Origin of the sequence: Sphingopyxis sp. (assembly GCF_035686825.1) — a bacterium.
Lineage (GTDB): Bacteria > Pseudomonadota > Alphaproteobacteria > Sphingomonadales > Sphingomonadaceae > Sphingopyxis.
Window position 1 is genome coordinate 753,605 of the sequence record NZ_DASRYZ010000006.1, and the last position, 24,382, is coordinate 777,986.

At 66.5% G+C, this 24,382-nt stretch carries 22 protein-coding genes; 11 read left to right on the top strand and 11 right to left on the bottom strand.

Features of this window, described 5'->3' with window-relative positions; all coding sequences use genetic code 11:
* The first annotated feature begins 38 nt into the window (after positions 1–38).
* Positions 39–2,108, top strand: coding sequence for an amidohydrolase family protein (locus VFG17_RS17075; protein WP_325030559.1), 2,070 nt, complete (start codon positions 39–41; stop codon positions 2,106–2,108).
* A 21-nt stretch (positions 2,109–2,129) separates the two neighbouring features.
* Here VFG17_RS17075 and VFG17_RS17080 read toward each other — a convergent pair whose 3' ends face one another.
* The 3 genes from VFG17_RS17080 to VFG17_RS17090 all read right to left on the bottom strand — a co-directional run bounded on the left by VFG17_RS17080 (position 2,130) and on the right by VFG17_RS17090 (position 3,802).
* A complete protein-coding gene (locus tag VFG17_RS17080) occupies positions 2,130–2,591 on the bottom strand; it encodes a MaoC family dehydratase (protein WP_325030560.1) in 462 nt (153 codons plus the stop codon).
* A gap of 114 nt (positions 2,592–2,705) precedes the next feature.
* Positions 2,706–3,266, bottom strand: coding sequence for a peroxiredoxin (locus tag VFG17_RS17085; RefSeq protein ID WP_325030561.1), 561 nt, complete (start codon positions 3,264–3,266; stop codon positions 2,706–2,708).
* 149 nt (positions 3,267–3,415) lie between these two features.
* On the bottom strand, positions 3,416–3,802 hold the full coding sequence (locus VFG17_RS17090) for a glycine zipper 2TM domain-containing protein (RefSeq protein WP_325030562.1): 387 nt from the start codon (positions 3,800–3,802) through the stop codon (positions 3,416–3,418).
* Positions 3,803–3,967: 165 nt separating this feature from the next.
* Between VFG17_RS17090 and VFG17_RS17095 the strand changes: the two genes are divergently transcribed.
* Positions 3,968–4,816 (top strand): TauD/TfdA family dioxygenase, encoded by an 849-nt coding sequence (locus VFG17_RS17095; protein WP_325030563.1) that lies wholly within the window; start codon positions 3,968–3,970, stop codon positions 4,814–4,816.
* Positions 4,817–4,940: 124 nt separating this feature from the next.
* Positions 4,941–5,402 carry a host attachment family protein gene (locus tag VFG17_RS17100; RefSeq protein WP_325030564.1) on the top strand — a complete coding sequence of 154 codons (462 nt, stop codon included), beginning with the start codon at positions 4,941–4,943 and terminating at the stop codon, positions 5,400–5,402.
* On the opposite strand, the gene VFG17_RS17105 is transcribed toward VFG17_RS17100, so the two are convergent.
* A complete protein-coding gene (locus VFG17_RS17105) occupies positions 5,403–6,068 on the bottom strand; it encodes a lysoplasmalogenase family protein (protein WP_325030565.1) in 666 nt (221 codons plus the stop codon).
* A gap of 75 nt (positions 6,069–6,143) precedes the next feature.
* Here VFG17_RS17105 and trmFO point away from each other — a divergent pair, with 75 nt between their 5' ends.
* Positions 6,144–7,493 carry a methylenetetrahydrofolate--tRNA-(uracil(54)-C(5))-methyltransferase (FADH(2)-oxidizing) TrmFO gene (gene trmFO / locus VFG17_RS17110; protein ID WP_325030747.1) on the top strand — a complete coding sequence of 450 codons (1,350 nt, stop codon included), beginning with the start codon at positions 6,144–6,146 and terminating at the stop codon, positions 7,491–7,493.
* Here trmFO and VFG17_RS17115 read toward each other — a convergent pair.
* Positions 7,490–7,957: a hypothetical protein gene (locus tag VFG17_RS17115; protein ID WP_325030566.1), complete on the bottom strand. Its 468-nt coding sequence runs from the start codon at positions 7,955–7,957 to the stop codon at positions 7,490–7,492. The two genes, trmFO and VFG17_RS17115, sit on opposite strands and share 4 nt — an antisense overlap.
* 136 nt (positions 7,958–8,093) lie before the next feature.
* Here VFG17_RS17115 and VFG17_RS17120 point away from each other — a divergent pair, with 136 nt between their 5' ends.
* Positions 8,094–8,999, top strand: a complete 906-nt coding sequence (locus VFG17_RS17120) for a hydrogen peroxide-inducible genes activator (RefSeq protein ID WP_325030567.1) — start codon at positions 8,094–8,096, stop codon at positions 8,997–8,999.
* 185 nt (positions 9,000–9,184) lie between these two features.
* On the opposite strand, the gene VFG17_RS17125 is transcribed toward VFG17_RS17120, so the two are convergent.
* The 3 genes from VFG17_RS17125 to pgsA are packed head-to-tail and all read right to left on the bottom strand — an operon-like array spanning position 9,185 to position 10,451.
* Positions 9,185–9,625, bottom strand: a complete 441-nt coding sequence (locus VFG17_RS17125) for a molybdenum cofactor biosynthesis protein MoaE (RefSeq protein WP_325030568.1) — start codon at positions 9,623–9,625, stop codon at positions 9,185–9,187.
* Complete coding sequence (gene moaD, locus VFG17_RS17130) at positions 9,622–9,879, bottom strand: molybdopterin converting factor subunit 1 (RefSeq protein WP_325030569.1); 258 nt, start codon at positions 9,877–9,879, stop codon at positions 9,622–9,624. Before moaD ends, VFG17_RS17125 begins: the two co-directional genes overlap by 4 nt.
* Complete coding sequence (pgsA, locus tag VFG17_RS17135) at positions 9,879–10,451, bottom strand: CDP-diacylglycerol--glycerol-3-phosphate 3-phosphatidyltransferase (protein WP_325030570.1); 573 nt, start codon at positions 10,449–10,451, stop codon at positions 9,879–9,881. The genes moaD and pgsA overlap by 1 nt, the downstream gene beginning before the upstream one ends.
* Positions 10,452–10,557: 106 nt before the next feature.
* Between pgsA and VFG17_RS17140 the strand changes: the two genes are divergently transcribed.
* Positions 10,558–11,853 carry an MFS transporter gene (locus VFG17_RS17140; protein ID WP_325030571.1) on the top strand — a complete coding sequence of 432 codons (1,296 nt, stop codon included), beginning with the start codon at positions 10,558–10,560 and terminating at the stop codon, positions 11,851–11,853.
* 444 nt (positions 11,854–12,297) lie between these two features.
* Here VFG17_RS17140 and VFG17_RS17145 read toward each other — a convergent pair whose 3' ends face one another.
* Positions 12,298–13,272, bottom strand: coding sequence for a glucokinase (locus VFG17_RS17145; protein ID WP_325030572.1), 975 nt, complete (start codon positions 13,270–13,272; stop codon positions 12,298–12,300).
* 146 nt (positions 13,273–13,418) lie between these two features.
* Between VFG17_RS17145 and VFG17_RS17150 the strand changes: the two genes are divergently transcribed.
* From VFG17_RS17150 to VFG17_RS17170, 5 genes are all read left to right on the top strand, one after another.
* Positions 13,419–14,270: a class I SAM-dependent methyltransferase gene (locus tag VFG17_RS17150; RefSeq protein ID WP_325030573.1), complete on the top strand. Its 852-nt coding sequence runs from the start codon at positions 13,419–13,421 to the stop codon at positions 14,268–14,270.
* A 101-nt stretch (positions 14,271–14,371) separates the two neighbouring features.
* Positions 14,372–17,587, top strand: a complete 3,216-nt coding sequence (locus VFG17_RS17155) for an autotransporter outer membrane beta-barrel domain-containing protein (RefSeq protein WP_325030574.1) — start codon at positions 14,372–14,374, stop codon at positions 17,585–17,587.
* A 237-nt stretch (positions 17,588–17,824) separates the two neighbouring features.
* Complete coding sequence (locus VFG17_RS17160; RefSeq protein ID WP_325030575.1) at positions 17,825–18,346, top strand: sigma-70 family RNA polymerase sigma factor; 522 nt, start codon at positions 17,825–17,827, stop codon at positions 18,344–18,346.
* Entirely contained in the window at positions 18,336–19,268 is a 933-nt protein-coding gene (locus VFG17_RS17165; protein WP_325030576.1) for a FecR family protein, read from the top strand. Before VFG17_RS17160 ends, VFG17_RS17165 begins: the two co-directional genes overlap by 11 nt.
* On the top strand, positions 19,250–21,757 hold the full coding sequence (locus tag VFG17_RS17170; RefSeq protein ID WP_325030577.1) for a TonB-dependent receptor: 2,508 nt from the start codon (positions 19,250–19,252) through the stop codon (positions 21,755–21,757). The genes VFG17_RS17165 and VFG17_RS17170 overlap by 19 nt, the downstream gene beginning before the upstream one ends.
* A 166-nt stretch (positions 21,758–21,923) precedes the next feature.
* On the opposite strand, the gene VFG17_RS17175 is transcribed toward VFG17_RS17170, so the two are convergent.
* Positions 21,924–23,063, bottom strand: coding sequence for an acyl-CoA dehydrogenase family protein (locus tag VFG17_RS17175; protein WP_325030578.1), 1,140 nt, complete (start codon positions 23,061–23,063; stop codon positions 21,924–21,926).
* Between the two features lie 107 nt (positions 23,064–23,170).
* On the bottom strand, positions 23,171–24,364 hold the full coding sequence (locus VFG17_RS17180; RefSeq protein WP_325030579.1) for an acyl-CoA dehydrogenase family protein: 1,194 nt from the start codon (positions 24,362–24,364) through the stop codon (positions 23,171–23,173).
* Positions 24,365–24,382 lie beyond the last annotated feature (18 nt).

The window sequence follows — 24,382 nt, forward strand, 5'->3', positions numbered from 1 at the left end:
CGGACCTTACGCCGTCCGTTCTTTGGGGAAGAGAGAAGATGCGCCTCCTGTTGATCGCCGCCCTGCTGGCCTCCGCCGCGCCCGTTGCCGTCCACGCGCATGAAGAGGCCGCGCCCGCCGCGCAGTCGAAGCCCGTCCCCAAAGAGGAATTGCTGAAGCCCCCGGCCGATGCGGTGCGCTATTCCGTCGTCTCCGAAGCCGGCAAGCATGGCGACCAATGGCGCTGGCAGCTCACCGATGGCCGCACCGCTTATCGCTGGTCGCAGGAACTGCGCGGCTGGATCACCGAGATGGATCAGGTCACGACCTTCGGCCCCGACGGCACGATCGCGGCACTCACCGTCCGCGGCGTCACCATGTCGGGCGACGCGGCCGAGGAGTTTCGCGTCGCAAACGGCCGCGCGAGCTGGAAAACCGCCAATGATGCGGGCGAAGCCGCCGCCGGCGGCTGGTATATTCCGGCAGGCGGCGTCGGCATCGCCAACGCGCCGCTGATCGACGCGCTCGCCGCCGCGGGCGACGCCGGGCTCGCCTTCCTGCCGAGCGGCAAGGGCCGCATGACCTTCGGCCCGACCGAGGTCATTCAGGGGCCCGGCGGCGCCAAGACGGTCCAGCTCGCCTTCATCAGCGGCATCCTGCCCTCGCCGCTCCCCGTCTGGCTCGACGAAAACAAGCGCCATTTCGCCGACATCAGCTATATCTCGGTGGTTCCGGCAGGCTATGAGGGCGCGCTCAAGCAACTCCGCGACGTGCAGGAAAAGGCGACGGCCGAAGCGGTCGCCGGCGTCGCCAGCCGTTTCCTGACGCCCGCCGCCAAGGCGCCCGTGCTGTTCGACAATGTCCAGCTGTTCGACGCCGACAAGGGCACCTTTCTCGCATCCCGCGCGGTCCTCGCGCAGGATGGCAAGATCGCCGCGATCGGCGCCGCCGGATCGCTGAAAGCCCCCGCCGGAACGCGCGTGATCGACGGGCGCGGCAAGACGCTGGTGCCGGGTATCTGGGACAGCCATCTTCATATCGGCGACGATTGGGACGTGCTCTCGAACATGGCGAACGGGATCACCAGCTTCCGCAGCCCCGGCACGACCTTCGACCGCGCCGTCGACGCGACGAAGCGCCGCGCCGAAGGTAGCTTGCTGATGGGCGAGCCCTTCATTTCGGTGATCATCGACAAGAAGGACCCGCTGGCGGCGCAGGGCGCCGAGGTGGTCAGCAGCGCCGAAGAAGCGATCGCGGCCGTGCGCCGGGTCAAGGAAGCGGGCCTCTGGGGCGTCAAATACTACACCTCGATGAACCCGGCGTGGATCGCGTCCGCCGCCGCCGAAGCGCACAAGCTCGGCCTCCATGTCCACGGCCATGTCCCCGCGACGATGAAGCCGAGCGAGGCGGTCGCCGCGGGCTATGACGAGCTCACCCACCTCAATTTCGTCGTGATGGAATCGATGCCGCGCGAGGTGATCGACAAGTCGAACACAAGGGCGCGGATGGAAGGGCCCGCGCGCTATTTCAAGGACGTCGACCTCGACGCCCCGCTGATGAAGGGCTTCATCGCCGACCTCGCGGCGAAAAAGACGATCGTCGATCCGACAATCGTGATCTTCGAAGGCATGCTGACGCAGGACGGCGGCAAGCCGCATCCGGCTTATGCCCCCTATATGGGCATCATCTCGCCCGTCATCGAACGGTCCGCGTTCACGGCGGGCGGTTATCCGCTCGTCGAGGGGCTGACGCGCGACGACTATCGCAAAAGCTATGCGAAGATGGTCGAGCTCGTGCGCCGGCTGCACAAGGCGGGCGTGCCGATCGTCGCCGGCACCGACGGTTGGGGAATCGAACTCATCCGCGAACTCGAAATCTACCGGCAGGCGGGCTTCACCCCCGCCGAAGCGATCCAGAGCGCGACGATCCTTCCGGCGCGCGTCGTCGGCGCCGACAAACGCACCGGCTCGATCGCGGTGGGCAAGGAAGCCGACATGGTACTGGTCGACGGTGACGCCGCGACCGACCTCGGCGCGCTCCGCCGCGTCGTGACCGTGGTCAGCGACGGCTATGTCATGGACGCCGACGAACTGCGGACGGCGGCGGGATATAGCGGACCGCCGAAGTAGCGGGCCGGGGCCGGCCCGCGATCAGTTGCCAGCGTCGGTGCGCGCCGGCATCTGCATCAGGTTGACGAACGACATCACGACCGCGTCGTCCTGATTGGTCACGGTCATCCGCATGGTGAGCACGCCGCGATCGGGCTTGCTTCGCGAGCGCGCGACGTCGAGGATCTCGCGCGTGATGCGCAGCACGTCGCCGGGACGCACGGCGAGGCGCCACTGAAGATCGTCGATTTTCAGGCCGAGAAGCGGCGTATCGCCGAAAGGCGCTTTTTCGACGAAATCGCGCATCACGACCGCGGCGACGTGCCAACCGCTGGCGATGATGCCGCCAAAGCGCCCGTTCGCCGCCGCCGCGGTGTCGATGTGCATCGGCTGGGGATCATATTCGCTCGCGAAGCGGATGATATCCGCCTCGGTCACCTCGATCGGACCGCCATGCCATTGCTGGCCGATCTTCAGATCATCGAGGAAAACGGATTTCGACATCGGGGTCTCCATGGCCCCGTGCGCCCGGCGGCTGCGGACGGGAGGCGATCGCGACGATTTCGCGGCCGCCCCTATAGTCGATGCTTGTGTAGGCCTCAATCGGCCGGATCGGTATCAGCGTTTCCGGGCTTTCCACGCACGCACCGCCGCCATCGTCTTTTCGACATGCGCCTGCGGCTTGCTGTCGGTGTAGCTCAGCAGGATCGTCCCGTTGGGGGCGATGACATAGGATGTCCGGTTCGACAGCATCGAACCGTCGGGGCGCCGCATCGTCGAATCATATTTCGCCGCGACTTTCGCCCCCGGATCTGCGGCGACAGCGAATTTGTCGCGGCATTCGGATTTGGAAAATTCGGCGACGCGATCGATATTGCCAGCGGTGACGCCGACGACGCGCGCGCCCAGCTTGTTGAAGTCGTCGCTTGCTTCGGCGAACAGATGCGCCTCGATCGTGCAGCCCGGCGTGAAGGCGGCGGGGAAGAAATAGAGCACCACCGGCCCCTTCTTCAGCGCCTCCTTCAGCGACAGGTTGAACGGCTTGCCACCCTGCGCCGCGCTCAGCGTGAAATCGGGCGCCTTCGCGCCTTGCTGAAGCGCAGCGATGCCCTGTGGCGCGACGACCGCCAGAGACAGGCCGAGACCCGCCACCATCGCGAATTTTGCCAGGAATTTCATCGGCGGCCTCCATAGCGAACGGCGGAACTATCTTCGCCGGAAGCCACTCTACTACCTTATTCGCAGACCGCAATCGGCCGACCGGCCGACGCCGCGCCGGCGCGAACCATAGCTCGCGCGGCGCAAACGCCAGCCGGCGCCCTCGCCGATCAGCAGCGGCGACCGCCGCGATCGATCTCGCGTCCGATCAGAGCGCCCGCGGCGCCGCCGATGATCGTGCCGGGCAGGCGGTCGCCGTAACGATCGACCTCGCGGCCGAGCAGGGCACCCGCGGCACCGCCGACGATCAGGCCCGTCGTCCCGCTGCCGCGCCGGCAATAATAGCGGCGGTCGCGATAATGGTTACGCCGATAATCGCGTCGATAGTCGCGCCGGTAATCACGTCGATAGTCGCGGCGGTAATCGCGATAATCACCGCGATCGCCGTAATAGCCATGGCGGTGATGGCGGTCGCGCGCCTCTGCCTCGGCTGGCAGTGCCGCGACGGTGCTGGCGCCAATCAACGCCGCCAACGCCAGTTTCTTGAGCAGGAACATCTGTCTTCTCCGTCTTGCCCCCGCAGAGCAGATTAAGGCGGCGAAGATGGCGCCTGGCTGAACTGCCGATGCCTTACCGCCCCACCCCCTTCGGTTCGGCGATCTTTCGGGGCGCTTTACCGCTGCCGATTGACCGCACGCCGCAATCGGCGCAGCATCCTTGCCATGACGCTCACCATCACCCCCAGCGGTCAGGCGTGCGGCGCGCGCGTGACCGGAGTCGACCTGACGCGGCCGCTCGACGCCGGAACGATCGCGAACATCCGCGCTGCATGGCTCGACCATCATGTCCTCGCCTTCCCCGACCAGAAAATGAGCGAAGCGGATCTCGAACGCTTCACCGGCTATTTCGGCGGCTTCGGCGACGATCCCTTCATTCGCCCGATCCCCGGCCACGACCATATCATCGCGGTGAAGCGTAAGGCCGACGAGACCGCGCCGCTCTTCGCCGAAAACTGGCACAGCGACTGGAGCTTTCAGGCGCGCCCACCCGCCGGCACCTGCCTCTTCGGCATCACAATCCCGCCCGTCGGCGGCAACACCGAATTCGCCAACCAGCACGCCGCGCTCGACGCGATGCCCGCCGATCTACGCGCGCGCGTCGAAGGGTTGCAGGCGATCCACAGCGCCCGCGCGGGCTATGCGCCGCAGGGCATGTATGGCGCAAACGACAAGGATCGCAGCATGGATATCCGCTCGGGCGACGAGGCGCTCGAAACGCAGCTCCATCCTTTCGTCCGTGACCATCCCGAAACGGGCCGCAAGGGGCTCTTCGGCTGCGCGGGCTATATCATCGGCTTCGACGGGCTCGACGACGCCGAGGGCCTGCCTTTGCTCTACGAACTGATCCAGTGGCAGGGCCGCGAGGAATTTCGCTATACCCATGTCTGGGAGCCCGACATGCTGATCATGTGGGACAATCGCTCGGTCCTCCACCGCGCGACCGGCGGCTACGACGGCCACGACCGCCTGCTCCACCGCACGACGATCGCGGCGTGGGACGGGGCGGCCTGACGGTGGCTTCGGGGGGCGACGGCTGATTTCGGCCGAAACCCGCCCAACCGCCTCGCCATCCCGACACACCGCCGAAACCCCGCCGGCTCCTCACGCGTTCATCCCGTCAGAAGGAGCAATAACCATGACCCTCCCCAACGACACCCTCATCCTCGTCGCCGACGGCCGAAAGGCGCTGTTCCTGCGCAATCAGGGCGACGAGCAGCGGATCGACCTGCGCACGGCCTCGCACCGCGAGCGCGACGACCGCAAGGACAGCGACATCAAGACCGACGCCTCGGGCCAGTCGCCCGCCCCCGCCGGCACCGGCCTTCCCGGCGGCACGATGGGCGAACCCGATTTCCATCAGCAGGAGGAAGACCGCTTCGCGCGCGACCTCGCCGAAAAGGTCAATGCGATGGCGCTCGCCGGCCAGTTCGACGCGCTGGTCGTCGTCGCGCCGGCGCGTACGATGGGCGAATTGCGCCCGCTCTGGCACAAGGAGGTCGGCGCAAGGATCGTCGGCGAGCATGTCAAGGAAATGACCGACCGCCCGATCCCCGACATCGAGGCGCTGCTCGTCGGCGAGGCCGCGCCCCCTTCCTGATCAGGCGTGCGCCTCCTTGGACAAGGTGCTGACCACGCCCCACCCGATCAGCGCCTGTCCCCCGAAATAGAGCGGCCAGACGAGCCACATCGTCACGTCCTTGGACAGCACCCCGCCCTCGCCCACGAAGATGAACAGGTCGCTCGCTAGGAAGAGCATCGCGCCGGTCCCCGTGCGATAGCGCGGGAAACGGCTGGTCCAGGCCGCGGCCGCCATCGCGGCGACGAACAGCGAATAGACGGCAGCGTGCCACCAGCCGGGCGCGGGGCTCAGCATGCCCCACACGATCACCAGCGTCGCGGGCATCGCCAGCCAGCCGAGCAGACGCTGCGACGGCGTCATCGCGGCCCGCCGGTTGGTCAGATACAGGATGATCGCGATGAGGTGCCCCACCACGAACGCGACCGCCCCCGTTTCAAGCCCCTTCGCATCGAGCAGCCAATCGCCGAGCGCTCCTAAACCGAGCGCCGCCGCGATCAACCAGCCGTTCCTTTCGCGCGCATTCGCCGCCGCCCATAGCGCCAGAAAGCCAACGCCGGTCGCCTTCCACGCCCAGATCGCGGGCCCGTCGAGCCGCTGGAACACCGCGACAAAGAAACTGATCCCGCCCGCCAGCGCCAGCCACCACAGCCACCGCGCCCGGTCCCAACCCTGTTCGCTGCTCATCGCCCACCCCTTTGCATCTTGCTTTCAATGGGCCTAGTGCGCGGCGGACGAACTGCAAGTCAACGTTTAGGGTAAATAGTGGCGCACGACATTCACATCATCGGCGGCGGTCTCGCGGGCTCCGAGGCGGCGTGGCAGCTCGCCGAGGCGGGCTATCGCGTGCGCCTCTCCGAAATGCGCGGGGGCGGCGACATGACCCCGGCGCATCAGGGCGACACGCTCGCCGAGATGGTGTGCTCGAACAGCTTCCGCAGCGACGACGGCGACAGCAACGCCGTCGGCCTCCTCCACCGCGAAATGCGGTCGCTCGGCTCGATCATCATGCGCGAGGCCGACGTGACCAAGGTCCCCGCCGGATCGGCGCTCGCGGTCGACCGCGACCTTTTCTCGGGCGGCGTCACCAAGGCGCTGTCCGAGCACCCCAACATCACCATCGTCCGCGAGCGCATCGACACGCTGCCCGCGGAGGGCCTGACGATCGTTGCCACCGGCCCGCTCACCGCCGCCGGCCTCGCCGCCAGCATCGGCGCCGCGACCGGCAAGGACGCGCTCGCCTTCTTCGATGCGATCGCCCCGATCGTCTACCGCGACAGCATCGACATGGACGTCGCGTGGATGGCGAGCCGCTGGGACAAGGTCGGGCCGATCGGCGACGGCAAGGATTATATCAACTGCCCGATGGACAACGAGCAATATCACGCCTTCGTCCAGGGGCTCGTCGACGGCGAAAAGACCGACTTCAAGGATTGGGAAAAGGACACGCCCTATTTCGAGGGCTGCATGCCGATCGAGGTGATGGCCGAGCGCGGCCCCGAAACCTTGCGCTTCGGCCCGATGAAAGGCGTCGGCCTCGACAACCCGCGCACCGGGCGCTGGCCCTATGCGGTCGTCCAGCTGCGGCAGGACAATGCGCTCGGCACCCTCTGGAACATGGTGGGCTTCCAGACCAAGCTCAAGCACGGCGCGCAGGTCGAGCTGTTCCGCACCATCCCCGGCCTCGAAAAAGCCGAGTTCGCGCGCCTCGGCGGGCTCCATCGCAATAGCTTCATCCGCTCGCCCGAGCTGCTCGACGGCCAGCTCCGCCTCAAATCCGCCCCGCATATCCGCTTCGCCGGGCAGATCACCGGCTGCGAGGGCTATGTCGAAAGCGCAGCGATCGGCCTCGTCGCCGCGCGCTTCGCCATCGCCGAGCTCGGCGGTCGCGCCCTGCCCCCGCCGCCGCCCGAAACCGCATTGGGCGCGCTGCTCGGCCACATCACCGGCGGCGCCGACGCGTCATCCTATCAGCCGATGAACGTCAACTTCGGCCTCTTCCCGCCGCTCACTGAGGATGTGCGCAAGAAGGACCGCAAGCTCGGCTATACGCAGCGTGCGGGCGCGAAGCTCGCGGAGTGGATGAAGCAGGCCGACGGGGTCGTCGCCTAACAACTACACTTCGCCTTCACCGCCCGCTTCGGCGCAGTCGTCGCGAACTCGGTGCGCGTCAAATCCCCCGACTTGTCGGCATCGGCGCCGGCGAAGCGCGCGCCCGTCGTCACCGCCCATTCCTCGAAGGTCAGCAGATTGTTGCCGTCCTTGTCGAGCTTGCGGAACGCCGCGGTGCGCGACGACATCAGTTCGACGCGGCTGATCTTGTCGTTGCGGTCGCGGTCGAAACGGTTGAAGCGCCGCTCCTCGCGCGATGCCTCCTTTGCGGCGGGCAGCGCCGGCGGCGCCGGGCCGCGCTTCGGCGCATTCGCCGCCGCCACCGGGATTGCTGGCAAGGCGGGCGGCGGGTCGGGCAGCACCTCCTCTTCGGCGATCTGCGTATAGCCCTTCCACATGAACAGCCCGCCGGTAAGGAGCAGCGCGCTCGCCACGCCGCCGATCAGAAATCGGGAAATCGCCATCCGCCCCTCCGCGCCGGTTGATACGCCCTGACTATCACGGCGCCGCGCGCGCCGACAAGAAGCGCCGCCATTATGGCTGCGAAATTCAATCGAAAAAGCCTCTCGAAATCGCCCTGCTAATTGCTACATTCGATCAATGCACAATTACCTCCCCTCGCTGAAGCAGATGCAATATCTCGTCGCGCTCCACGAGCACGGCCATTTCGGCCGCGCCGCCGACGCGTGCAACGTCACCCAGTCGACATTGTCGGCGGGTATCCGTGAGCTCGAGACTTTGCTCGGCCAGACGCTCGTCGAGCGCACCCGCCGCGTCGTGCGCTTCACGGTGCTCGGCAACGCCATCGTCGAAAAGGCGCACCGCGTGCTGCGCGAGGCCGAGGAACTCGCCGATATGGCCGCCGCGGCGTCGGCGCCGCTTGTCGGCGAACTCCGGATGAGCGTCATCCCGACGATCGCGCCCTTCCTCCTCCCCGGTCTGCTGCCGCGGCTGCGCAAGGAACGGCCGTCCTTGAAGCTCTTCCTGCGCGAGGAACCGAGCGCGCAGGCGTGCGAATCGCTCCACCACGGCACCGTCGACTGCGTGCTGCTCGCGCTCCCCTATGCGTGCGGCGATGTCGAAGCCGAAAATCTGTTCGACGACGCGCTGTTCGTCGCCTTTCCCGGCGAGCAGAGTGAAGACCTTCCCGCCATGGTCAGCGCCGACCAGCTCGACCCGGCGCAGATGCTGATGCTCGAGGACGGGCATTGCCTGAAGGACCATGTCCTCGCCGCGTGCAACCGCCCCGAACTGCGCGCCGGGGCGCGGATGATGGGCACCTCGCTCCACACGCTCGTCCAGATGGTCGACAACGGGCTCGGCATCACGATGCTGCCGCAAATGGCGATCGAGGCCGGCATCCTCGACCACACCGACATCGACACGCGCCCGCTCGATTCGGAGCATGATTGGCGCACGATCGCGCTCGTCTGGCGCAAAGGCAGCCCGCGCGCCGACGAATTCCGCCTGCTCGCCGATATTTTCCGGAAGCATCAGGTCGCATGACGAAGGACTGAAACCGACCGATTGCCGCCATGATGGCTCTCGTCACCCCGGGCTTGACCCGGGGCCTGCCTTGTCCTTTTCGACGTTGTGCAGGAGGAAGGCGGGTCCCGGGTCAAGCCCGGGATGACGAACAGAGAGCGTCCGCTCACCACCCCGAAACGGACATTCACGCGTCTTATGACCAGCTATCCCCACCGCTCCGCACGGCGCTGATCGCCCTCGCGCTCCTCGACCCACGCCACCCGCCCGTCGGCGAAGCTCTCGCGCTTCCACAGCATCACATCGGTCTTCAGCCGGTCGATCAGAAACTCGCACGCCGCCAGCGCCTCGGCGCGGTGCGCGCTGCTCGCCAGTACCAGCACGATCGTGTCGCCGGGCGCCATCGCCCCGACGCGGTGGATCAATGTCAGCGCCGACAGCTTCCAGCGATCGGCCGCCGCATGCGCCAGCGCGGCGAGCCCCGCCTCTGTCATCGCCGGATGATGTTCAAGGAACAATTCGGTCAGCCCGTCGTCGCCGCGCACCCGCCCGATAAAGCTCGCGCTCGCGCCGTGGCCGCCGGCGTCGTGCAGGTCGAACTCGGCGGTGACGTCGATCGCCGCGGGCTGGACGAGAACGCGGATCATCCGCCGGTGACCGGAGGGAACAGCGCGACCTCGCGCGCGCCCGAAAGCGGCGCGTCGGGCCCCATCATCGCCCCGTCGATCGCCGCGCGGATGCGGTGCGGCTCGGCGAAAGCCAGCGCGCCGCGCTCATCGCGCGCGCTTAGCCACGCGAGCAGCGCGGCGACGTCGGCCACATCGGCGGGCACCTCGACGGTCTCGCCCGCAACGCCCATCCGTTCGCGCACCCAGGAAAAATAGGCGATCTCGAGCATCATCAATCCATATGCTTCAGGCCGACGCGCAGATAATCCCAGCCGGTGATCAGCGTCAGCACCGCGGCGCCCCACAGCGAGACGAGCCCGACATTCTTGATCCACTCCATCGCCGGCAGGGCGCCCGCAAGGATCAGCGCGCCGAACGCGACGAGCTGGAAGGTCGTCTTCCATTTGGCGAGCTGCGTCACCGGCATCGACACCTGCAGCGTCGCGAGGAATTCGCGCAGGCCCGACACGATGATCTCGCGCAGCAGGATCATCAGCGCGGCGACGACATGATAACCGGCGATGTCGCGCGTGAAGACCAGCAGCAGGATCACCGCCGCGATCATGATCTTGTCGGCGATCGGGTCGAGAAAGGCGCCGAGCCGCGACACGATCCCGCGCGAGCGTGCAACATAGCCGTCAAAATAGTCGGTAATGCCCATCAGGCAGTAAAGGCCGAACGCCAGCGCATAGTCGATCGCCAGCGGCTGGTGCGACCCCTCGCGTACCCCCGGCCACAGGAGGAATAGCAGGATGGGAACCGCGAGGATTCGCGAAAGGGTCAGGATATTGGGAAGGCTAAGCATGACCCCTCATGGCCTGGATGTTCAAGAAATCGGCTTTGACCCCGCTTCCCCTACTCGATAAGCCCCCCGGGCGACAACCAAGGATGCTCAAAAGAATGGATCACGCATGACCGGCTCTTTCGCGTTGCTGAGACACCGCCGGTTCCTTCCGCTCTTCGTCACCCAGCTTCTAGGCGCGTTCAACGACAATCTGTTCAAGAACGCGATGGTGCTGTTCGTCGTCTACGGCGTCTTCAACAGCGAAGAGCAGGAAACCTTGTTCAGCGCGGTCGCGACCGGCTTGTTCATCCTCCCCTTCTTCCTGCTTTCCGCGCTCGCGGGCCAACTCGCCGACACGCGCGACAAGGCGCGGATCATCCGCATCGTCAAATTCTGCGAAATCATCATCATGCTAGTCGGCGGGCTCGGGCTCGTCCTCGCCTGGATGGGCTTCGCCGTCCACCTGATCGCGATCCCGTTGATGATGCTCGCGCTCTTCGCGATGGGCATCCACTCGACCTTCTTCGGCCCGATCAAATATGCGATCCTGCCGCAGCATCTTAAAAGCGACGAGGTGCTCGCCGGCACCGGGCTCGTCGAGGCGGGCACCTATATCGCGATTCTCGCGGGCACGATCCTCGCCGGGGTGATCGACGTCGAATGGGCGGCGCTCGGCGTCGTCCTTGTCGCCGGCCTCGGCTATTGGACGGGGCGCAAGGTGCCCCCCGCCCCGCCCGAGCATGAGGAAACGGGGATCGACTGGCACATCATCCGCTCGTCGATCACGCTCGTCCGCGGCACGATGCACATCCCGCGCCTCTATCTCGCGATCCTGTCGATCAGCTTCTTCTGGACGATCGGCGCGGTGCTGTTCATCCAGTTCCCGCCGCTCGTGAAGAATATCCTCCACGCCGACAAGAGCGTCGCCAGCCTCTTCCTCGCGATCTTCTCGATCGGCATCGCGATCGGTTCGGTCGCGGTGAACCGCCTGCTCAAGGGGCAGGTATCGGCGCGCTACAGCCCCGCCAGCGTCATCGTCATGGGCGTGTTTGTCGTCGCCTTCTATTGGGTCTGCCGCAACTGGGGCGCCGAACCGGCGGGCACACTCTATGACATCGGCGGCTTCCTCGGCCACCCGTCGGTCATCCCGCTGCTCGCCGCGCTGCTCGGCATCGCGATCAGCGGTGGCATGTTCGTCGTGCCGCTCTATGCCTTCCTCACCACGACCGTCCCCAAGGACCAGACCGCGCGCACCGTCGCCGCGAACAATATCGTCAATTCGGGCGCGATGGTCGCCGGCTCCCTGCTCGCGATGGGTCTCGGCTTCGCCGGGGTCGGCGTCGTCGACCAACTGCTGATGAGCGCCGCGATGTGCCTGATCTCCGCCTGGCTCGCGGTCAAGCTCCACCGGGCTTGCGATTAGGGGCGGCTTAGGGGTGGGGAGCGGACGCTCTCTGTTCGTCATCCCGGGCTTGACCCGGGACCCGCCTTCGCCCTGCCCAACGTCGAAAAGGATAAGGCAGGCCCCGGGTCAAGCCCGGGGTGACGAGTAATGCGATTTCCACAATCGGTCGTTACCGGACACCGACGGATACGGGCTGCTCATTCGGCGCCCAGATGTATAGCGCTACGATTATCCGCCAAGCGGCCAACGCTAAGATGACCAAGCCCACCGGAAGCAGTAACTGCAGCAGCAGATTTGGCGAGTACGACGTGAGGAAAATTTCAATTAGGACTGTCCATGCAACGGCGGCGAGCAGCACGGCGATAATGCATGCAACGGCGGAGCGGCGAATCCATATCTTCATTCGCGAACTGTGCGGTTTAGTCGGCAGGTCCGCAATCGGTCATCAGCGGATGGCGCGAGTCATTCCGCGTGTTGGCGTGCGAACGCCGCCGCGGCGCCGAACAGGCCCGGTTGCGGGTGGGTGATCAGCTTGACCGGCAGCGCCGACATGAAGCCTTCGAACCGTCCCTTTTCGATGAAGCGTTCGGGGAAGCCCGAGCGGACGAGGCTGTCGCGGATGCGCAGGCCCAGCCCGCCCGCCACCACAACGCCGCTGGCCCCCTGCGCCAGCGCGAGGTCGCCCGCGACGCTGCCGAGCGACAGGCAGAAGCGGTCGACCGCTGCCGCGGCGAGGCTGTCCTCGCGGTTCATCGCCCGGGTCCAGATCGCCTTGTCGTCGAGCGGTGTCACCGCGCGTCCTTCGAGCGCGGCGAGTGTTTCGTAAATATCGACGATCGCCGGGCCCGACACGATCCGCTCGACCGATACGCGGCGGTGGCGTTTGCGCAGCCGCGCGAGAATCGCATCCTCGATGCTGTCGAGCGGCGCGAAGTCGATATGGCCGCCCTCGGTCGCCTGAACGCGATATCGATGGCCGTCGCGCCAGATATGCGCAACGCCGAGCCCGGTGCCGGGGCCGATGACGGTGATCGTACCGGAGGCGGGAAGCGGCTCGTCGGGGCCGGCGAGCCGCTCGAAATAGCCCTCGTCGGCCTGTGCGACCGCATGGCCGACGGCTTCGAAATCATTGACCAGCACATAGCGGTCGACATTCAGCTTTTCGCCGATCAGCGCCGGGCGGATGATCCACGGATTGTTGGTGAAGCGGATGATCTCGCCCCGCGTCGGCCCCGCAATCGCGATGGCCACGGCACGCGGCAGGGCTCCGCCCTGCTGCCGTTCGAAATCCTGCCACGCGGTCTGGAAACTCGCATGATCCTTGGTGTGCAGCGTCGTCGCTTCGCCGAGCGAGAGCACCCGGCCGCCTTCGACTTCGGCGATGGCAAAGCGCGCGTGCGTGCCGCCAATGTCGACCGTGACGATCTGTTCGCTCATAACTCTCCCTTGCCGGCCTACGTTACCGGTTCGGCCTTGGCATGTCCGATGGCCCATGGCGATGCAACAGGGCATAGCTATGCGCGTGCTTGCCTTCATTGCGCAAATCACTTAGATGAGAATCATTCTCAATAAGGAAGTTTGCCATGCCCGACGCCGCACCCGCTCCCACCCACGACTGGAACGGCGACAGCGGCGATCGCTGGGCCGCCAATCTGGCGCGGCTCGATCTGATGCTCCAGGACTTCGGCGGCGCCGCGGTTGCGACGGCCGATGCGAAACCGGGCGAGCATATCCTCGACATCGGCTGCGGTTCGGGCACGTCGACCTTCGCGTTGGCCCGTTGCGTCGAACCGGGAGGACATGTCCTCGGCGTCGACATATCCGAACAGCTCGTCGCGATCGCGCGCGCGGAGGCGCCCGCCGGAGCGCCGGTCGAGTTCCGCCTGGCCGATGCCGCGACGACACCGCTGCCCGCGGGGCGTTTCGACCTTCTCTTCTCGCGCTTCGGCGTGATGTTCTTCGACGACCCGGTGGCGGCGTTCGCGCATATGCGTGGGGCGCTGAAGCCCGGCGGGCGGCTCGCCTTCGTCTGCTGGCGCGGCGCGGCGGAGAATGACTGGGTGCGCCTGCCGATGTCGGCGATCCGCGACATCGTCGACGTGCCCGCCGCCGATCCCGAAGCGCCCGGCCCCTTTGCCTTCGGCGACAGGGAGCGGCTGGCACGCATTCTTGCCGCGGCGGGATTCACCGCCATCGACATCGCGCCGTTCGACGCCGCCATCGCCTATGGCCGCGGCGCGACGCGCGAAGAGGCGGTCGACGATGCGCTCGACATGGCGTTCCAGGTCGGGCCGCTGTCGCGCGCGCTGGCCGATCAGCCGGACGATGTTCGCGCCCGCGCCGCCGCGGCGGTGCGCGCAGCACTCGCGAAACGGCCCGGCGACACCTCGGTCCGGATCGACGGCGCCGCCTGGATCGTCACCGCGCGCGGCTAGGTTAAGGGAGACGCATTTTTTTTCCAAGGCCGCGCGGACAGCATTCCGTCTTGTGATTGTCGCCGGGAAGAGGTCCCGGTCCCGATCTCAAGAGGAACCCGATGCGCAAGACCTTGCTGGCCTCCACCTGCCTGGCCACCCTAATTTCGACCGCCGCCCATGCCGAAACGACGATCACCACCGCGACGACGACGCCGGTGCGCACGTCGACGATCAAGTCGGGCGCGCCCGACGATATCAAGATCACCTCGGCCGGGTCGATCAAGCCGACCGTCGCCGGACCGGCAGTGACGATCGACAGCAATCACAAGGTCGTCAACGAAGGCACGATCGAATTCGCCAACGTCGACGGGGCGACGGGCATTCTCGCGGGTGCGGGAACGTCGGGCGGCATCACGAACGCGGCGACCGGCAAGATCACCATCGGCGAAACCTATACCGCGACCGACATCGACAAGGACGGCGATCTCGACGGCGCGTTCGCGATCGGCAGCAACCGCGTCGGCATCGCGACCGCGGGTGCCTTTACGGGCAATATCGTCAATGCGGGCGCGATCGCGATCGAAGGCAATGACTCGGCGGGCATCCGCCTTGGCGGTCCGCTGACCGGCAAATTCACCAACGACGGGACGATCAGCGTGCTCGGCGACCGCGCGCTCGGCGTCGGGCTGCAGGATGTGACGGGCGATGTTCGCCTCGCGGGCAAGATCACCGCCGTGGGCGTCGATGCGATCGGCGCCCGCCTCGCTGGTGACGTCACCGGCGCGCTCGTCGTCCAGGGCGATATCGCCGCCACCGGCTATCGCGTCACCACGCCGCCCGCCGACCCGTCGAAGCTCGACGCCGACGACCTGTTGATCGGCGGCAACGCGCTCGCGGTCGAAGGCGATGTGACCGGCGGCATCGTCCTCGCGGTCGCGCCCAAGGACGCCAAGCCCGACGACAAGGACGAGGACAAGGACGGGATCGAAGACGCCAAGGAAGGCAATGCCGTCGTGCGCTCCTATGGCTCGGCTGCGGCGATCCGCATCGGGTCGGCCGACCGCGATGTCGCGATCGGCGCGGTTGCCGGAACCGGCACCGGCCTCGGCTTCATCATCGACGGCGCGGTGCTCGGCGACGGGCTTTATGCGGGCAAGGACGGCAATGGGATCCAGATCGGCGGCCTCGGCGGCGCGGTCACCATTGCCGGCGGCATCGGCATCGGCAGCACCGGCAGCGTTACGGCGAAGTCGAAAGACAAGGCCGCCACGGGCATCCGCATCGGCAGCGGCGCGACGACCCCCGAGATCCGCAACGCGGGCAAGATCGAGGCGTCCACCGGCGGCAAGGACGCCGGCGCGGTGGCGACGGCGGTGATCGTCGAAGCCGGCGGCGATGTCGCGCTGATCCGCAACAGCGGCTCGATCGCCGCCAAGACCGGCGGCGACGGCGGCACCGCGCGCGCGATCGTCGATCTGTCGGGAACCGTCGATACCGTCGAAAATAGCGGCACGATCAGCGCCAGCGGCGCGCTTGCCTCCTCGGACCGCAATATCGCGATCGACCTGTCGGCGAACGGCAATGGCGCGACCGTGAAGCAGACCGCGGTGGCCTCGGGCGTCACAGCGCCCAGCATCGTCGGCGACGTCCGCTTCGGCGGCGGCAACGACGTGTTCGATATCGCCGACGGTTCGGTGAAGGGGAACAGCTTCTTCGGCGCAGGCGACAACAAGCTCGCGCTGTCGGGCGATGCCACTTATGCCGGCAATGCCCGCTTCGGCGCCGGCAGCGACACGATGACGCTGGCCGGAACCTCGAAATTCACCGGGCTCGCCGATTTCGGCGGCGGCACCGACACGCTGACGATCGGCGGCACCTCGACCTTCGCGGGCACACTCGCCAATTCGCAGGGCCTCGCGGTTTCGGTGGCCGGCGGCACCTTCGACGTCGGCGGCGCGGCGACGATCTCCTCGCTTGCGGTGACCGAGAAGGGCACGCTTACGGTGATGCTCGACAGCGGGGCGACGGGCACGGCGCTGCAGGTCACCGGCAACGCGAGCTTCGCCGAGGAATCGAAACTCGCGCTCAAGCTGTCGAGCATCGAGCAGGCCGAGGGCCAGCATATCGTGCTGACCGCCGGCACGCTGACCGGCGCGGACAAGCTGACCGCCTCGCAGACGCTGCTGCCCTTCCTCTACAAGGGCACGCTGACCTCGAACGCCACACAGCTGATCGTTGACGTGTCGCGCAAGAGCACGACCGAATTGGGCCTCAACCGTTCGGAAACCGGGGCGTTCGACGCGGTGCTCGACGCCGTCGTCGCCGACGAGAAGATCGAGGACGTCTTCCTTGGCATCACCGACGGCGACCAGTTCCGCAACCAGCTCGGCCAGATGCTGCCCGAGCATGAAGGCGGCGTGTTCGAAACCGTCACCTCGGGCTCGCGCGCCCTGTCGCGCTATCTGCAGGATCCCAACGCGCCGTTCCAGGACGAGGGCAAATGGGGTTATTGGGTCAACCAGGCGGTCTGGGGCACATCGAAGAGCGTCGGCGACACGGCGAGCTATGACGTCAGCGGCTGGGGCATTTCGCTCGGCGCCGAGATCGAAAGCGACGTCGGCAATTTCGGCGGTTCGATCGGCTATCTCAGCGGCAAGGACGGCAACGGCAGCAACGCCAATGAAGTCAGCACGAGCCAGTTCGAAGGCGCGCTGCACTGGCGCCTGCGCTCGGACGGCTTCATGGCGAACGCCCGCGTCTCGGGCGCGCCGATCAGCCTGAAGGGCACGCGCATCTTCCGCGCCGAAGCCGGCGCCGAGGACATCGAAAAGACGATGAAGGGCAAGTGGGACGCGACGCTGTGGTCGGCTTCGGGCTCGCTCGCCTATGACACGCGCGTCGGCGGCCTCACCCTCCGCCCGATGGTCGCGGTCGACTATTTCAAGCTGAAGGAGGACGGTTATCAGGAAACGGGCGGCGGCGACGCGCTCGACCTGACGGTCCTGAGCCGCGACAGCGACGAACTCGCGGTATCGGGCACGATGACGCTCGGCCTCGAATTCGGCGGCGCCGACGAATATGACGGCTGGACGCGCTTCGAACTCGAAGGCGGCCGCCGCCAGATCGTCAGCGGCATGCTGGGTGCAACGACCGCGTCGTTCAAGGACGGCACGCCCTTCACGCTTGTTCCTGATGACCGCACGAGCGGCTGGGTCGGCCGTTTCCGCGGCATCGCCGGCAACTCGGCCTTCCAGTTTGCCGGTGAAGTCTCCGCGGAAGAACAGCAAAGCCATATCGGCTGGGCGTTCCGCGCGAGCCTGCGGGTCGGTCTCTAGCCCCCCGGGGCCGACCCCGCCCGCAAGGGGGAAGCGTTACCCCTACCCATGCTTCCCCCTTGCCTAGGGCATGAACGAATGAAGAAGACGATGCTTGCACTGTCCATCCCCGCTTTCCCGGCACCGCGGTTGCGCGGTGGAGCCTGGACGCTATATGACGGCGTCATCAGGGGGACGTATGGCGCAGGGCGAAGCGGCGCTTACCGACGGAAGATGGCGTTCCAAAGCAAGCAATCCATGACCCATTCGCATGATCGAACCGACGCCGTCCAGGGCATCGAAGGCGTGTTGCTCGCCAACCGCGACCGTATCGTGCGCTTCCTCGAGGTTCGCGGTGCGGGCGACGGTGCCGAGGATCTGTTTCAGGACCTGTGGATGCGGCTTACCGATCGGCGCATGGGGCCGATTTCGGACCCCCTGCCCTATGTGATGCGCGCCGCGAACAATCTGATGCTCGACCGCTATCGCTCGGCGCGCCAGCGCGAGCTGCGCGACAAGGCATGGGGCGAAGCATCGGCGACGCAAAGTCCGTCGAGCGAAAGCACCCTGATTTCGCGCGAACAGCTAACGCTCGTCGAAAGTGCGATTGCGGCGACGGGCGAGCGCCCCGCCCGAATTTTCAGGCGCTTTCGAGTCGACGGCATCCATCAACGCGATATTGCCAGCGAAATGGGGGTCAGTCTGAGCACCGTCGAAGCCGATTTGCGCAAGGTCTATGCGAAGCTCGCCGAAATCCGGAGGCAGTTCGATGCAGGTTGACCCGATGAACGCCGAAGCGCGCGCGATCGACTGGCTGGTCCGCCAGCGCGATCCCGGCTTCGCCGACTGGGACGGCTTTGCCGACTGGCTCGCCGAAGATGGCGCGAACGCCGCGATCTATGACGCCGTCGCGAGCCTCGATCGCGACCTCGACGCGCTGCCGCCCTCCCCCGCGCCGTCGGTGGTGATGATCCCAGCCGCCCCGCGCCGGCCTTCGCGGCGCGCCTGGTTCGGCGGCGCCATGGCCGCCGCGATCGTCGGGGTGGTCAGCATCTCGGGGCTCGGCCTGTTGGGTGGCGGCGACCGAATCGAGACCCTTGCGGGCGAACATCGCGCCATCACCCTCGCCGACGGGTCGAAGATCGAGATCAACGGTGCCTCGGTGGTCGAAATCGACGCGGATCGTCCGCGCTTTGCCCGGCTGGAAGCGGGCGAGGCGATGTTCCATGTCGTGCACCGCGACAACGATCCCTTTGTCGTCGAGACGGGCGGCGCGAAGATCGTCGATCTCGGCACCGCCTTCAACGTCGTGCGCCGCGACCGTCAGACCTCGGTAGCGGTGTCCGAAGGCATCGTCCTCTATAACCCCGACGGTGACAATGTCCGGCTGGTCGCGGGCAAGGGCATCGAAGCGCGCGATGGCGACGCCAAGCCGCCTGTCGTGCGGGATGTCGACGTCGCGAACGTCGGCGGCTGGCGCAGCGGGCTCCTGGTCTACAACGGCACGCCGCTCGCCGTCGTCGCCGAGGATCTGAAGCGCACCGCCGGGATGCAGGTGAGCATCGCGCCGGAGGCGACCGACCTGTCGTTCCGCGGCGCGCTGATCATCGACAAGAACCGCGACCGCACGATCGCCGACCTCGCCGCGCTGTCGGGGACGAAGGCCGCGCGGCAAGGCGATGGATGGATTTTGACCCGCTGACCATGCACCCGCGCCTTTCTCTCGCTGTCGCAGCGATAGCGCTGTGCCTGCCCGCGCAGGCGCTGGCGGCGGACGAGCGCGCGTTCAATGTGCCCAAAGGCAGCCTGTCGTCCGTTCTCCCGCTGATCAGCCGGCAGGCGGGCGTCAGTATCAGCGTCGCCGATGCGAAGCTGTGGAAGGCGCGCGTCAAACCGGTGCGTGGGCGAATGAGCGTCGAGCGGGCGATCGAGCGCCTGCTCGATGGCTCCGACGCGCGCGCGGTGCGCGTCAGCGCAACAAGCTGGCGCATCGAACGGCGCCCCGCCCGCGTCGCAAAGGCGGCCCCTCCGCCGCGATCGGTGCCGCAGCCGCGGGCGCGCGAGCCGGCGAACGACATGATCGCGGCGGCGCGGGACGAGATCATCGTCACCGCGTCGAAGACCGACCTTCCCCATTCGCACTTCGCGGGCGTCGTCACCCAATTGGATGGCGGCGATTTGGCGTTTGGCGGTGAACGCGGGATGGATTCGATCCTCTCGCGGACCGCGACCGTTTCCTCGACCCATCTGGGTTCGGGGCGCAACAAGCTGTTCATCCGCGGCATCGCCGATTCAAGCTTCACCGGCCCGACGCAATCGACCGTCGGGCAATATTTCGGCGACATCCGCCTCAGCTACAACGCGCCGGACCCCGACCTGCGCCTCTATGACATCGACAATGTCGAAATCCTCGAAGGGCCGCAGGGCACGCTCTATGGCGCGGGCTCGCTGGGCGGCATCATCCACGTCGTGCCGAAAGCGCCCGATCCGCGCGCGATGAGCATCCAGGCGATCGCCGGCCTGTCGGTCACCCAGCATGGCGATCCGGGCGGCGACATCGCCGCGATCGCCAACCTGCCGGTGGGCGAGGACGGCCATGCGCTGCGCCTCGTCGGCTATATGCTCACCGACGGCGGCTATATCGACAATCCGCTGCGCGGCCAGAACGACGTCAACCGCGTCCATGTGCGCGGCGGACGAGGCACCTTCCGCCTTGAGGCCGGCGACGGGTGGACGGTCGATTTCGGCGGCATCTATCAGGCGATCACCTCCGACGACGCGCAATATGCCGACAAGGATGCGCCGCCGCTGACCCGCGCCTCGATGGTCGAGCAGAATGCGACCGCCCGCTATGGCATGGGCACGATCGTCGTGATGAAGGATTGGGGCGACCTCTATTTCCAGTCGTCCAACGCCTTCATCGACCATCGTCTCTTCGAGCGGTTCGATGCGAGCCTGCCCGAATCGCGGCGCGGGGACGGGGACGGGGACGGCGTCGCCATGGGCGCGGTCGATGTGGAGCGCCTGTTCGCCCCGGTCGAGATCACGCCCATGGCCGATGTCCCGCGCGTGCTCGACCAGCATAACGACACGCGCATGTTCGTCAGCGAGAACCGCCTGTCGCGACCCTATCACGACGGGCTCGGCTGGGTGGTCGGCGCGAGCTTCGTCAACAATCGCGCACGGCAGGACCGCGAATATGCCTATGGCCCGCTTCGCGCGGTCCTGCCCGGCGTGACCAACCGGATCACCGAGGTCACCGGCTATGCCGAGGCGACCGTCGAAATCATGCCGAACCTGATCGCGTCGGGCGGTCTGCGCCTGTCGCATGCAAGACTGGGCGGCGAGGCCGAGGGTGTATCCTTCGCGCTGGCGGAGGCGAACCGGGCAACGACCGCGTCGCGCAACGAAACCGATCTGCTGCCGTCGGTTTCGCTGCTGGCGACCCCGCTCGACAATGTCAGGCTCTACGCGCGCTATCAGGAAGGTTTCCGCCCCGGCGGCCTCGCGGTCGACGGCAATTTCGTGCGGCGCTTCCTCAACGATCAGGTCCGCACCTGGGAAGCGGGGATGCGTTTCGGCGACAAGGGACGGAGCCTGCTCGACGCGAGCATTTCGATCTCGCACAGCCGCTGGCGCAACATCCAGGCGGATTTCATCGACAGCAGCGGCTTTCCGACCACCGCCAACATCGGCGACGGCCGCATCACCAGCCTGTCGGGTGCCGTCGCGATGCGGCCGACCGATGCGCTGACCTTTGAGCTGGGTGCGGTCTATAATCACAGCCGCGTCGATGACCTTTCGCCGCAGATCCTGCCGGTTTTCGCCGCGGCGCCTGCGCGGCTCGGCCGGATCCCCAACGTCGCGAGCCATGCGGTGCGCGGATCGGTCAATTATGCGACGATGATCGGCGACGAGGATTTCCGGGTGAACGGCTGGGCGAATTATATCGGGCCCTCGCGGCTCGGGATCGGTCCGGTGCTCGGCGAAAGCCAGGGCGACTATGTCGATACGGGGCTCGCGATGCGGGTCGGCAACAATCGCCGCGGGCTGTCGCTGACGCTCACCAACCTGTTCGATTCGCGCGGCAACCGCTTTTCGCTCGGAACCCCGTTCCTTGAGGGGAACGAGGGTTTTCTTACTCCGCTGCGCCCGCGCACGCTGCGGATCGCGGTCGACGTGGCTTATTAGCGAATGGCGGCTTTGGAGCAGTAAGCAGCCATTGCTTCCTCCAGCTTCGTCATCCCGGGCTTGACCCGGGACCCGCCTTTTTTTTCCTGACGACAGCGAAAAGGCAAGGCAGGCCCCGGGTCAAGCCCGGGGTGACGGTAAGGGGGAATGTCCGTCGCTATCCCGGTCAGTCCGCCAGCGTGATCCGTTCGTAGCGGTCCATATGGAAGTCGGCGCTGCCGAACTGGCCCTCGATCATCGTCGCGCGCTTGAAATAGTGGCCGATCGCCAGTTCCTGCGTGATGCCGATGCCGCCGTGGGTCTGGATCGCATTCTGCCCCACGAAGTTCGCGCCGCGCGCGACCTTGTTCTTCGCCGCCGACACCGCCGCCATGCGCTCGTTCGCGGGCAGAGCCAGTTTCAGCGTCGCCATGATCGTCATCGACCGCGCCTGTTCGACCTCCATGAACATGTCGACCATGCGGTGCTGGAGCACCTGGAACTTCGCGATCGGCACGCCGAACTGCTTGCGCTGCTGCGTATATTCGAGCGTGCCTTCGTGCAGTTTCTGCATCACGCCGGTCGCCTCGGCGCAGACGGCGACCGTCGCTTCGTCGACGATCTGCTCGACCAGCGGCAGGCCGGTGCCCTCACCGCCGAGCAGCGCGTCGCCGGGGATCGCGACATTTTCGAAATAGATTTCGGAGGCGCGGCTGCCGTCGACCGTCGGATAGTCGCGGCGGACGATGCCCGGCAGATTGGCGTCGATCAGGAACAGCGAGACGCCGTCACTATCGCGCTGACCGCCGCCGGTACGCGCGGTGACGAGCAGGTGCGTCGCCCAGGGCGCGGCGTAGACGACGCCCTTGTGACCGTTCAGCACATAGCCCGCGCCATCCTTCTTCGCGGTGGTGCGCAGATTGGCGAGATCGTAGCGCCCCTGCGGCTCGGCATAAGCGAAAGCGACGATCGCATTGCCCGCGATGATCTCGGGGATCATCGCGTCGGCCTGCGCGCCGCCGACGGCCTTCAAGGCGCCGCCCGCGATGACGACGGTCGGCAGATAGGGCTCGATCCCGATGACCTTGCCGAGTTCCTCCATCACGATCGCATTTTCGAGCGCGCCGCCTCCGAGACCGCCATGCTCTTCGGCAAAGGGGGCGCCAAGCATGCCGAGTTCCTGCGCGAGCGCGGTCCAGATGGCAGGGTCGCGACCGGTATCGCCACCCGTGAACTTCTGGCGTGTCTCGAAATCATAGGTGTCGCTCAGGAAGCGGGCGAGCGTGTCGCGGATCATGTCCTGCGTTTCGGTGTAGGTGAAATCCATTTTATTATCCCCGTCGCCCCCGCAAAGGCGGGGGCCGCTGTAGGTTTGAACTGCGGCGCTGAGTCAGGCCGATTGCGGTCCCCGCCTTCGCGGGGACGACGCCGACGTCAGAGCCCCAAAACCATCTTCGCGATGATGTTGCGCTGGATCTCGTTCGATCCGCCATAGATGGTCGTCTTGCGCATGTTGAAATAGGTCGGCGCGGCGCGGTGCGCATAATCGGGGCCGATCGGATGCTCGTTGTCGCCCTCTCCGAAGCCGCGAAAGTAAGGCGCGCCATAATGGCCGACGGCTTCGAGCGTCAGTTCGGTGAGACGCTGCTGGATTTCCGAGCCCTTGATCTTGAGCAGGCTCGATTCCGGCCCCGGCCCCTTGCCCGCATTCGCGCCGGCAAGGCTGCGAAGTTCGGTGAATTCGAGCGCGGTCAGGTCGACTTCGAGTTCGGCGACCTTGCGCTTGAAGAAGGGATTCTGAAGCAGCGGCTTTTCGCCGTCGAGTTCGGTGCGCGCGATGTCCTTCACCTTCTCGATCCCGCGCTTCGACGCCGCGACGCCGGCAATGCCGGTGCGTTCGTGCGCGAGCAGGAATTTGGCGCAGGTCCAGCCCTTATTCTCTTCATAGACGCGCTGCGATTGCGGCACGCGGACGTCCTCGAGCCAGACCTCGTTGACCTCATGCTCGCCGCCCAAGGTGATGATCGGGCGGACGGTGATGCCGGGCGATTTCATGTCGATGAGGAGGAAGCTGATGCCTTCCTGCTGCTTCGCATCCTTGTCGGTGCGGACAAGGAAAAAGCCCCAGTCCGCGTGCTGCGCGAGCGTCGTCCACGTCTTCTGCCCGTTGACGATATAATCGTCGCCATCGCGCACCGCCGTGGTGCGAAGCGAGGCGAGATCCGAACCCGAACCGGGTTCCGAATAGCCCTGGCACCACCAATCCTCGCCCGACAGGATGCGCGGCAGGAAATGCGCCTTCTGCTCGGGGGTGCCGAATGTGTAGATGACGGGGCCGACCATCGCGAGGCCGAAGGGCATCAAGCGGATGCAGTCGGCGCGCGCGGTCTCTTCGGACCAGATGAAGCGCTGCGTCGGAGTCCAGCCGGTGCCGCCATATTCGACCGGCCACGCGGGCGCGATCCAGCCCTTTTTGTACAGAATTTTATGCCAGGCGAGGAAATCCTCCTTGGACAATTCTTCGCCCTCGTCCTGCTTGCCGCGGAGCTCCGCGGGATAATTTTCGGCGATGAATTGGCGAACTTCCTGTTGGAAGGCCAAATCTTCGGGGCTGAATTCCATGTCCATCACGAATCTCCCATTGGG